Annotated in this window: 8 protein-coding genes; all 8 read right to left on the reverse strand. The window is 34.5% G+C overall.

The window, feature by feature from the left end; genetic code table 11:
- Positions 1-49: 49 nt before the first annotated feature.
- The 8 genes from Q73A0000_RS10310 to folE all read right to left on the reverse strand — a co-directional run bounded on the left by Q73A0000_RS10310 (position 50) and on the right by folE (position 11,537).
- Positions 50-1,984, reverse strand: a complete 1,935-nt coding sequence (locus Q73A0000_RS10310; protein ID WP_193810882.1) for a transglutaminase domain-containing protein — start codon at positions 1,982-1,984, stop codon at positions 50-52.
- Positions 1,981-3,867, reverse strand: coding sequence for a DUF3857 domain-containing protein (locus tag Q73A0000_RS10315; RefSeq protein WP_193810883.1), 1,887 nt, complete (start codon positions 3,865-3,867; stop codon positions 1,981-1,983). Before Q73A0000_RS10315 ends, Q73A0000_RS10310 begins: the two co-directional genes overlap by 4 nt.
- Before the next feature lie 25 nt (positions 3,868-3,892).
- Positions 3,893-4,399, reverse strand: a complete 507-nt coding sequence (locus Q73A0000_RS10320) for a ferritin (RefSeq protein WP_193810884.1) — start codon at positions 4,397-4,399, stop codon at positions 3,893-3,895.
- Between the two features lie 97 nt (positions 4,400-4,496).
- Positions 4,497-4,910, reverse strand: a complete 414-nt coding sequence (locus tag Q73A0000_RS10325) for a hypothetical protein (protein ID WP_193810885.1) — start codon at positions 4,908-4,910, stop codon at positions 4,497-4,499.
- Between the two features lie 201 nt (positions 4,911-5,111).
- Entirely contained in the window at positions 5,112-6,086 is a 975-nt protein-coding gene (locus Q73A0000_RS10330) for a hypothetical protein (protein ID WP_193810886.1), read from the reverse strand.
- 242 nt (positions 6,087-6,328) lie between these two features.
- Positions 6,329-8,986, reverse strand: coding sequence for a 4-alpha-glucanotransferase (locus Q73A0000_RS10335; RefSeq protein WP_193810887.1), 2,658 nt, complete (start codon positions 8,984-8,986; stop codon positions 6,329-6,331).
- A 239-nt stretch (positions 8,987-9,225) separates the two neighbouring features.
- Positions 9,226-10,692 carry a cysteine--tRNA ligase gene (gene cysS, locus Q73A0000_RS10340; protein WP_193810888.1) on the reverse strand — a complete coding sequence of 489 codons (1,467 nt, stop codon included), beginning with the start codon at positions 10,690-10,692 and terminating at the stop codon, positions 9,226-9,228.
- 179 nt (positions 10,693-10,871) lie between these two features.
- A complete protein-coding gene (folE, locus tag Q73A0000_RS10345) occupies positions 10,872-11,537 on the reverse strand; it encodes a GTP cyclohydrolase I FolE (RefSeq protein WP_193810889.1) in 666 nt (221 codons plus the stop codon).
- Positions 11,538-12,012 lie beyond the last annotated feature (475 nt).

The following is a 12,012-nucleotide window of genomic DNA, read 5'->3' on the forward strand; positions in this document are numbered from 1 at the left end:
CCTGTCTCATGAACGAGACAGGTTTTTTATTTCAAAATTTTCAAGCTATTTATAACTTCTTCACAGCGGTTACAACTTGCGCTTCCATTTTGGTTACATTGTCGTAAATCTGCGTAAAGGCTGGATAATATTCTTTCGGGAAAACCGTATCATCAATCTGAATCGTGGTTTCAACGGTCAATTTATTTCCATTTTGAGTCACTGCATAAGTGTATTGTATTGAATTATCTTCCGTTCTAAATTTCTTAGAAGCTGGCACATTTTCAAACACGTAATTATCGGGAAGAGTGATGGTCACTTTCTTCACTCGATCGTAGGCAGAATAAAATTCAATCGGCGCCCGTCTTGCTTCTTTTTGATCATAACCATGGTTTTGAGAATATAAAAACAACAATGGATTAAATACTAATTTGTTCCCAATAGTATCCACAAAAGTATCTGACGAAAAATCGAAACTGGTTTCAAAATCATTATTATCCTGCAATCCGTGCTTCATATTGGTATAAGGAAACTTGTATTCATCCTGATAATTTTTAGCAAAAGTTTTTTCATCATCAGAATAATTTTCATTGGCAATCATCGCATATAATTTGGTGTCGCGATCGGCAAAACGTCCTTCGAAAGTTCCAGCAGGAGTTAATTTAGCATCTACAGAAAGTACCGTTTTACTAACTTCAGGGAAGAAAATATTTATTTGTTTCGCATCATTTTTCAACATCAGGATTCCATAATGATTTAAGGCTCGTGGCGAAATCATATTAATTGCGGTCAATTTAGAAGTGCCATCCAAAAGATAAACTTTATCTTTTTCTGTAAAACACGCCAACACAAAATTAAGTTGAGTTATCGACGGGTTATACGCCACCAATAATCCTCTTTTTACCGTTGAAAGCACAACAGGATCAGCGTCAACATCTGCACTTCTTAAAAGCATTGTTAGCAGAAGATTAATTTCAGCAGTATTTCCAATTTTCGTAGTCAAAAGGTTTTTAATTCCTTTATCCGTAAAGACTTCATCTTCCTTATTCCAAGTGTAATTTTTCTGTACAAATTTCAGAATAGCATTTGCTTTTTCCATATTGGTTGGCAACGCTAAAATCTCTGCTGGAAGAACATTTTTAACCAAATTCTGTTTTTTCAGTTGCAAACCAAAATCATCATGATCATAAAGCCTTTTCTGAATATCATTCCATGAAAGAGAATACGTTTTAAAAACATTATTAATCATGGTAGAATTAAGTTCAGCCTTAATACCGGTTTTGTAATTATTATTATTCAGAACATATTTTTCATCTTTAAAAGCAGGAAGCTTTTCGTAAGCAAAACGATAGGTTTGATATTCTCTTCCGTATAATTGTTTTTCACCAGAATCACGATGATTAGGAGATATACTCCCTTTATAATTAATTGAATACCCAAGCGGTTTTGGAGTATCAAAGACATATTCTACATATTTCACCGGAATTTCTTCCTCGATTAAAACCCTTGGTGTTGACGATAAAAACGGACTGTAAAGGGTATAAGAATATTCTACGACAGAACCATTTTTCACATTTGCATAAGCGAATTTTGTAATCGTAAAGTTCTTATCTTCTTTGGATTTAAACTTCTCATCTCTTTCTATTTTCGTAGAAACTTTTTTACCATTTTCCCAGTTGTAAGTCAATGCTTTTAAATTGCTCAGCGTTTCTCTATCTCCTCTTCCATTGTCAAAAACTGCAATTTCATGATCCAGATATTTACCTGCATTATCTTTATTATAGATTTTTACCCGCTGTACAATTTCTTGCGTTAAATAACCATTATAATCAATCACATAATGAACAGACCGATACAGAACTTCTGCCGGTGCATCTGCTTCTATTTTAGACTGAGTGCTTTTTAAATCCTCATCAGAAATTTTGGGATCGTTAAGAAATTTATGTTGTGAATAAAGGAAACTCACCAAAAAGCATCCAATAAAAAGAGATAGTTTTTTAATCATATTTTTGATATTAAAATTTTAGTATTGTCTTTGCTCGCTGTTTTCTTTCGGAATTCGACATAATCTTTAAATTTCTCTTTCGGATAGATGCCTTTTTTAATGGTTAAAATTCTTCGAACCAATAATTTTTCACCGTTCATTTTATAAGCAAGCGAATAAGCACCAAATTCTGTAGAAAAATCTGCAGTCTCGGGAAGGTTTGCAAATCGGTATCCAACTGGTGCCGTGAATTCTATTTCGTAATCATCCTGAAAAGGAAAAGCGGTTTCGAAGGGAAGCTTTCTTTCTGTATTTGAACTAAAAGTACTTGACTGATAAAAAGGCATGGCCGGGAAAAATAAATCATTACCCAATTTCTTAGAAAAACTTTTTGCCTTCAAATTTAAATCATAACTGATTTTCGCGTTATCTCTGTTATTAGAAAGATTCTGAATGGCGATCTGATCAATTTGTAAATTATAATGTCTATTTTTCAGCGCTTCCTGAATTTCATCATTTTTCAAACTAAGCAATCTAAGATTCGTATCATACTGTCCACCCGTGAATTCAAAATTCGCATCTGAAGTAATAGTGCCATCTTCTGCTAATTGTACTTTGGCAACCATTAATTCTTTACTTTCTTCTGGCTTATATGTTGGAGTATCAATGATTTTAATTCCATTTTCATCAACAGCTAAAACATTTCTGTTGTGCGACGAATAGGAAAGATGATTGAACGCAACTCGTTGAGAAGTATTCTCTAACCAAATTGGATTTTTCTCAGTTGGGACCATTAGAATAACATGATTCCCTGAAAGCTTAGGAAAATCTTTATCAAAACTAATCACTGAATCATCATTATAAATCACAGAATAATAAGAAGGAATTCCTGCGGCAGTAAGTAAAGTCCGCATATAATTGGTAAGTGCTTTACAATCACCATAACCTTTTTTGCCCACTTCAGACGCTGGCATCGGTTGCCAACCACCAATTCCCATTGCGATCAAAACATAACGGGTTTTGTTCTGCATATACTGATAAAGCGTTTTTACTTTTTCAGAAGTAGTTCCCGTTAGATTAAGTGCAGCAACTTCTGCAGAGATCTCAGGCGTAACTTGTGAAACCGGAGTTATTAATTGGTTATAATACCATTTACCGAAACTGTTCCAATCAGTAAGATCTCCTTGTTTGCCAGCTAAAGAAAATTTCTCTGGAGAAAATTCTACGGTCGGAATTAAATAATCTAAACTCGGCGATAAATCTTCATGCGTAATGGCAGGAATATTTTGGTAAGAATACTTCCAAACGCTTCCTTCTTTTGATTCTGAAACTTTACCTAATGGTTTATCATTAATTTTAGTTCGAATTGTAATTCCAGAATTATTGGTAACGCTAAAGTTACTTTTCTCCACTGCAACATTGTAACTGTTAATTGGTGAAAAACGGCTTAGATAAACCGTATTGGATGTACTTGTTTCATAAGACGTTTTCAGCGTAAAAGGATATTTTGTTGAAATCGTTCTTAGGACCAAAATCCGATCATCTACGTACAAGCCAGCACTTGGATTGTTGGTGTAATCAGAGAAATCTTTCTTGGCAAAAGTTTTAATCAACTTCCCGGACGCATCATACATTTCAACTTTAATATTGCTTACTCTGGTCGTAGGATTATAGGGTATAAAAACCGTTGAATAACGATCTCCCGCAGAACTCATAATCGTCACAACGTGCGTTTCTTTCACCGCCATATCGTTAACCGATTTCAGATTGTACTCTTCAGAATGCTCTCTAATAATTGCATTGGCATTCACAAGAAGATTTTCGGGTATTGACGCAACAGCATAATCCTGCGCGAAACTCAACAATGAAAAAACGGTGAAGCACAGTTGGTAGATTTTGGTCATACGTAAATGTTTATGAATTAATTGGTTAATTCGCTGCGGGCACAAAAACGCGCTGAGCAAGTTCCTGATCAAAAAGGTATAAGGCCGATGGATTTTCGCAAACCATATTGATTTTGGTCACCAATGAAGAAGCACTCGCTTCCTCTTCTACCTGTTCGGTTACAAACCATTGCAGAAAAGAAACAGTGGCAAAATCACCTTCATCATTAGCATTCTTTAAAATATTAAAAATACTTTTCGTTACGATTTTTTCGTGCGCCAAAGCTTTTACAAAGATATCGGTTGCATCGTCAAACTGGTAAGGTGGCTGCTCGATCGCTCCCATTTTGATTTCTGCACCAACATCGTTTAGGTAATCAAACATTTTGTCGGCGTGCATTAATTCTTCTTTGCTTTGAATACGGAAATAGTTGGCAATTCCGTCTAAATCTCTGGCAGAAAACCAGGCAGACATTGATAAATAATATTGTGCTGCGTATTGTTCATTGGTAATTTGGTCGTTAAGCAAGTCTGCTATTTTTGTACTGATCATTTTTAAATTCAATTTAAACAAATATATCAAAATTTGAACACAAAAAAAAGCGGAACATATGTCCCGCCTAACATTAAAAAATAAAATTATGAGCTTGTTAATTTGCCTGTTGCATTTTCGTCATTTTTTTCCCTTTCATCATTTTTCCTCTATTTTGCATTTGCGTTTGTTTTTGGGCTTGCCATTTTGTGTATTGGTCAGGAGTTAGAATTTGTTTCATTTCTTTACTATACTCATTTTGCTCCATTTGCCATTGATCCATTTTAGCTTTTCTTTCTGCCTGTCTTTGTGGTGTATTCTTTTTCATTTCCGCCATCTTTTGATCTTGTACCATTTTAATTTGGTCAACCTGAGCATCAGTAAGATTTAAATCGGCTTGCATCATTTTTAGTTTATCCATTCTTTTCTGCTCCATTTGAGCTGGATCCATTTTCTGCATTTTTTGCATTTGCTGTGCCATTGCGAAGGTTCCCATTGCTACGAACGCTACGCTTAAAATTAATTTTTTCATTTTGTAGAATTTTAGTTGTTTAAATGATTTATAATGGTTTGATAAGTAAAAAACACCTTAGTTAAAGCAAATAATCATAAATTTTTGTTAAAAAGAATGATTTTAATGTAATCCCGAAACCCCTAAAATTTCGTCAAAAAGAAAGAGAGCAGTTCTTTTTCAAAAACTGCTCCCCATCATTATTAACATTAAAATCTAAAATTATCGGGCGGTAAATCTATGACCCGAGTTTCTTGAACTTGAACTAGAACTTGGCGTTCTTGATTCCATATTTTGATGACCACGATTTCCAGAGTTACTTTCCATTCTTCTGGTAGGCGTGCTGTTTCTTGGACTTTCCTGTCTGCTTTCTGTATTATTTCGAAGGCCTCCATTATTTACTCGCGGTTGCGATTCTGATCTAACATTGTTATTTCTGGTATTCCCCATTTGATTTCTAACTCCATTATTTCCTGAATTGTTATTTTCAGGTCTGATGGAATTATTTCTCGAACTGTTTCCAGGATTAACACCATTATTTCTAAATCCGTTATCTCGCGTTCCATTTGAATTTGCAGTTTGTCCACTTCTTCTAACTGGCTGAAAACCGATATTCTGTCTTGGATTACTTTGATGATACTGAACTTTATTTACTCTATAAACATTGATGTTTATATTTCGGTATCTCGGTACTACATAAACATTTCTTGCATAATGTCTCCTGTTATAATTCTGATAATAGACAACCGGACTGTAACCGTGATAATAATTATTCTGGAATACAAGGAAAATACTTGGTCCTAAAATTCTTTGTATTGCATAAAACCGATCGTAATACCATCTGTCTGGATTGTATTGATAATAAGAATTCCACGATGCGTAAGTTGGATAACGGTCATTCAACATCATAATCTGCCGCACTTGATAAGGTGATAATCTGTGTGCTGCAAAAAACTGATTCCAGTTGACATCATAAATACTTTTGCGGTAATCATTATAATAATCTTTGTACAAATCGCTGGTATAATAGTCTGCTGGATATTGATAATAATAGTCATCAGGGAAATAAAACTCATCATCGTTATCTCCATAATTACTAACTCCCGAACCGTTATTATTTGGATAAGAATCCGGATAGTTTTGAGCGGAAACCAATGTCATCAAAAACACGGATAATCCAAGTAGTATCTTTTTCATTAAAAACTTCTTTATTAAATTAAATATTTAACTAATATCGAAATAACGCGCCATTATTTTAATTGAATTTAATTATCATTAAAAAAATAAACAACTATCTCTTTACTGTTACATTCTTTGGATAACAAAATAAAAAAGAAGTTAAAACCTAAGTCTAACTTCTTATATAAAACACTGATTATCAGTATTTAAAATTTAATAAAATCTTATTTAATCAAGATACAAATATTTTTAATTTATATCTAAATTCGATTAGAATCAGTAATCCAACTTGCAATTTTCTTATTAAAATCTTCTTTGCTTAAAAGCTCTTCTACATTCAAGTGCATTCTATATCTCCAGTAATGCGGGAAAACCGCAGGATTATTAATTCGCTCTTCGTCCATATTTGGATTGGTTAATTTTTTATCTGTGGCTAAAAATTCCTGGATTGGGAAAATCGCCAACATCGCTTCATTAAAAAGATGTTGCTTCATAATCATTTCCGCCACCTGAGGTTCTAAATCCCACGGCGCTGTTCCGTACTGACCAAGCTGTTCATGGAAATACTTACAACTTAATTCTCGATCCTCGTGCCACCATTGCCTCAGCGTAGAACTGTCATGTGAACTAGCCGTAACCACATTCATATAATCAGCGTGTTTCGGATTATACCACGGAATATTATCCGACGGCATTCTCTGAACTTTCAAGGCAGTAATTCCCAACTGATCCATCACTTGCGGAACTGATTCCGGCACCAAACCTAAATCTTCACCACAAATTAACATGTCCGTCGCATTCAAAATTACAGGAAGTTTTTCCATGGCTTTAGCATACCACAAACCATCTTGTCTTTTGAAGAAGTAATCGACATACAAATCAGATAATTTTCTTTTTTCGTCGTCATTCAGATATTTATAAGATTCAGTTTTTTCAATATTAAATCTCGGGTGATAAACAATCTCGTCTTCACTTAATTTTTCTTCCAGGAAAAGAACATTCGCAGCCAATGAAATCAAACGTTCTTCTGACAAACCTTGAGGATTTGTTTTAAAATAATCCGTTAATTTTCTTTGAGAGTCAAACTCTTCTTTAAAGAAATACGTTCCATCAAAATGACTATTCATAAAATGGTTTAATATTCCGTCTCTATCTTCGCCGAAAGAATCCCAAAGAATCTGATCATTGATAAATGGTTTGCAATATCGATCTTCATTAAAGGAAATTCCTCTCGCCGCAAACTCTTCAATTTTCACGGGAACAGCTGGATAAAAATAGCCTAAAATCCCTTGCGTCGCACTCATCGGCATTCTCCAGATTCTAAAGAAACCAAGAATGTGATCAATTCGCATCGCATCGAAATATTGCTCCAACGCTTTGAAACGGTTTTTCCACCAACGGTAACCATCTTCTTTCATCGCTTCCCAGTTATAAGTTGGAAATTCCCAATTTTGACCAAGATCGGTAAACTGATCTGGCGGTGCTCCAGCCTGAAAATCCATTCCAAACAATTCTGGTTCCGCCCAAGCTTCTACGGAATGTCTGTAAATCCCAATCGGCAAATCTCCTTTTACCGAAATTCCCAAATCGTGGGTGTAATCAATCGCGTCTTTTAATTGCAAATGAAGTTGATACTGAACCCAAGAATGCAGCATCGACATTTCATATTCTTTACTTTTTGGTAAAAAGAAAGGGGCAATTTTTCCTGCGATATATTTCTTGTGGGTTTTCCAGTCGTTAAAATTGGGCGTTTTATATTTATCTCTTAAGACACAAAAAGCCGCATATGGAATCAACCAATCTTCATTTTCTTTAATGAACTTTTTAAAGTTTCTGTCTTTTAAAATTTCTTCTTTATTTGCTTCAAAAATGATGGTAATGTATTTCCATTTTCCAGAAATCATTTGTTCGTAGTCAATCAGACTTAAAGCATTTAAAGCTTCTTTTTCAGTTTTAAATTCTTGAATTAAATCTTTTGATAAAGAATATTCTAATTTTTCAATTGACAAATATTGAGGATGAAGTGCGTAAACAGAAATTGCAGCGTAAGGATAAGAATCCGTCCAGGTATAATTCGCAGTTGTATCATTAATCGGAAGAATCTGTAAAACCGAAAGGTTTGTTTTAGCTGCCCAATCAGCCAAATTTTTCAAGTCTGGAAATTCACCAACTCCAAAACCATTTTCTGTTCTCAAAGCAAAAACAGGAACGGCAACTCCAGCTGCGTGATACATTTCAAAAGACTTGAATTTGAAAAAATGATCGGCTTCTATTTGAAGAATATTTTTTTCAGCATTTGGTAAAGCCCAACGGTTGTCGCCATATTCGATATCGAAAACTTCACCAGAATCGGTATTCATCAATCCATATTTGTATTCAATCATTTGATTTTCTGGAATTTCAACTGCCGCTTCCCAGATTCCAAAATCGGTTTGCGACATTGGAACGGTTTTTAAATATTGCCAGTTTCCAAGTGCTTCACAATTTCCAAGAATTACAACTTGCCAGTTCGGCTGATAAATTGGTGCTTCTAAACGGAAAAGATGCGTGTGCTTTTTTAAGACTGCAACTTTCTCCGCTTTGAAATTACGAAGTTTATTTTTTAGGATTTTATTATTCAAATAATTTTCTGGGAAATTTTTGGCATTCCAGAAATCATTGATGATGAATTCATCGTAGTTATGTGGGAAATTTAAATGGTGTAAAGAAAACTCTTCATCTAGAATTGAACCCTCTTCATTCACCAACTGATATTTATAAGAAATCGATTTCGAAAAATAATCTACTTCCGCAGACCAGTTTCCGTTATCGGTATATTTTAAGGCGTGAACTTTTCCTTCTGCTCCTTCTTCAAAGACGCAAACTTGCACATTCTCACCGACTTTCGTTCTGAAATTGATATTAAGATATAGTTTCATAAAAGGTATTCTTTAATGATTGCAATTTAGGTAAATTTTGATGAATTAATGAAGAGAATACGCTTCCTTTAAATTTAATAATTTCAGTTTATCAATTATAAATCAATACGTTACACCAATGATTTTTAAACATGCGATAAATCATTAAAAATGGAAGAAATGAAGCTTTAGAAATAAAAAAAACCTCCCGAAAATTCGGGAGGCTTAAAATATAAATATAGTTTTCAAAAAAGCAGTAACTAAGAAATCGAATAACTCGTTCCATCTCTTCCATCTTTCAACTCAATTCCTTCGGCGAGTAATCGGTCGCGGATTTGGTCCGAAAGGTCGAAGTTTTTTGATTTACGTGCTTGGTTCCTTAAGTCGATTAAAACCTGTAAAGTCTGGTCTAATTTCTCATTGTTATTTTCTTCGATGTTTTGTAAACCTAAAACATCAAAAACGAAATCATTCAGCAACGTTTTCAATTCTTGCAAATCATTATCGGTGATGGTTTCTTTTCCATCTTTTAATTTAAAGATAAAATTTACCGCCTCGAAAAGATGAGCAATCAGAATCGGAGAATTGAAATCGTCGGTTAAAGCTGCATAGCATTTTTCTTTCCAAGCTTTTACATCAAAACTTGAAACCGCAACAGTTGGGAACGAATTATTTGAAAGAACTTTCATCGCTTCCATCAAACGTTGGAATCCTTTTTCACTGGCAACCATCGCTTCATTAGAAATATCTAGAACACTTCTGTAATGCGCCTGCATAAAGTTGAAACGCACAATCGTCGGATGAAAAAGCTTTTCAAAGAAATCATTATTTCCGGAAACGAGTTCCATCGGAAGAATATAATTTCCGGTTGATTTACTCATTCGCTGACCGTTCATGGTTAACATATTGGCATGCATCCAGTAATTCACTGGTGAGACACCATTGCATGCTTTTCCTTGGGCGACTTCACATTCATGATGCGGGAATTTCAAATCCATTCCACCACCGTGAATATCAAATTTATCACCCAAATACTTCGTTGACATTGCAGTACATTCTAAATGCCAGCCTGGGAAACCTTCGCCCCAAGGAGAATTCCAACGCATAATATGTGCGGGAGATGCCGATTTCCAAAGCGCAAAATCTGGCGCATTCTTCTTCTCATTTTGACCGTCTAGATCTCTGGTGTTGGCGAAAAGTTCTTCGACATTTCTACGCGAAAGTTCACCGTAATTTAAGCCACGACTATTGTATTCTAAAACATCGAAATAAACAGATCCGTTACTTTCATAAGCAAATCCTTTATCTATCAGTTTTTGAGTTAATTCAATTTGTTCTAAAATATGTCCGGTTGCAGTTGGTTCAATCGTTGGTGGGAGTAAATTAAAAACTTCTAAAACTTTATGAAAATCAACCGTATATTTCTGTACGATTTCCATAGGCTCCAGTTTTTCCAAACGGGATTGTTTTACGAAACGGTCATTGTCAACATCGCCATCATCGGTTAAATGTCCGGCATCGGTGATATTTCTAACGTAACGAACTTTATATCCCAAATGAACTAAAGACCGGTAAATAAAATCAAAAGACATGAAAGTCCGCACATTTCCCAAATGGACATTGCTGTAAACCGTTGGTCCACAAACATACATCCCGACATTATTATCGTGAATTGGAGTGAACGTTTCTTTTTCGCCCGAAAGGGAATTGTATATTTTTAAAGTCATTTTTTTAATATCATTTAGTAATTCTGAAAATGCGATTTTTTCACGCAAAGGCGCAATGAATACTTTTTCAATTCGAATGTTTTTTATGCTGCTTTTAAAGACGCAAAGCCGTTTCACTCAGCAAATGTTGAAATAAAATCGCTTTCTTATCAATAGCAGTTAGTCATTTGATTTTTCTATCAATCCAAATTCGAACGATTTCCTACGTAATGCAAGAACTCTTGTCGGGTAATTGGATTGGTTCTGAAAAGGCCACTTAATTCGGCTGTAGTTGTAGAACTTGCCGTGTCTTTTATGCCACGACAATTTACACATAAATGTTTCGCTTCAATGATACAGGCAACATCATTCGTTCCGAGTGCTACTTTCAGTGCATCAACGATTTGCATGGTTAATCTTTCCTGAACTTGCGGACGTTTGGCGTAATAATCTACGACTCTGTTAATCTTAGAAAGTCCAATCACTTCACCATTCGAAATATACGCAACATGCGCTCTACCAATAATTGGCAAGAAGTGATGTTCGCAAAATGAGTAAACGGTAATATCTTTTTCCACCAACATTTGGCGGTATTTATATTTATTAGAAAAGGTAGAAATACGTGGATTATTTTCTGGAAGAAGTCCGCCAAAAATTTCGTTCACGTACATCTTAGCCACTCTTTTTGGAGAATCTTTCAGAGAATCATCGGTCATATCCATTCCTAAAGTTTCCATGATTTCGTGGAAATGCTTCTGGATAATTTCAATTTTTTCTGCTGGAGTTTTTTCGAAGGCGTCTGCTCGCAAAGGAGTATGTTCGCTTCCGGAGAATACATCGTCGTCGTTATCGATATTTTGATTCATAGGTTTGTATTATGAATAGCAAAATTAAGGATTTAATTTTTGTTTTCGGGAGGTTGGAAAATCTTAAATGAGAAATTGATGGATATGTGATAATGAGAGTGTATTTTACCGCAAAGGCGCAAAGTAAACTCATCAATGCTTCTGAAAATTACGAACGCAAAGGCGCTTCGCTTAGGAAAAAATTTGGTAATCATTTTTATTCCTTTTATTAATGAAAGTAATTTTATTTTAAATTTCATTTCGATTAATATTAAAAGCCATTAATAGTACTAAAAAATCACATTTTAACCATTAAGGAATTAAGATTAATTAAGAAGAAAACTCACGTAGAATAATATTAAAACTTCCTTGCAAGTTCTTAATTCTCCTTAATTTCTTAATGGTCAATTTTTAAGATCTTAAATTATGGTGGTTAATAATGGTGATTAATTTTAACGCAATGGCGCAAAGAATAATAAAAAATGTTTGTGGAAAA

It is taken from the genome of Kaistella flava (ex Peng et al. 2021) (assembly GCF_015191005.1).
Lineage (GTDB): Bacteria > Bacteroidota > Bacteroidia > Flavobacteriales > Weeksellaceae > Kaistella > Kaistella flava.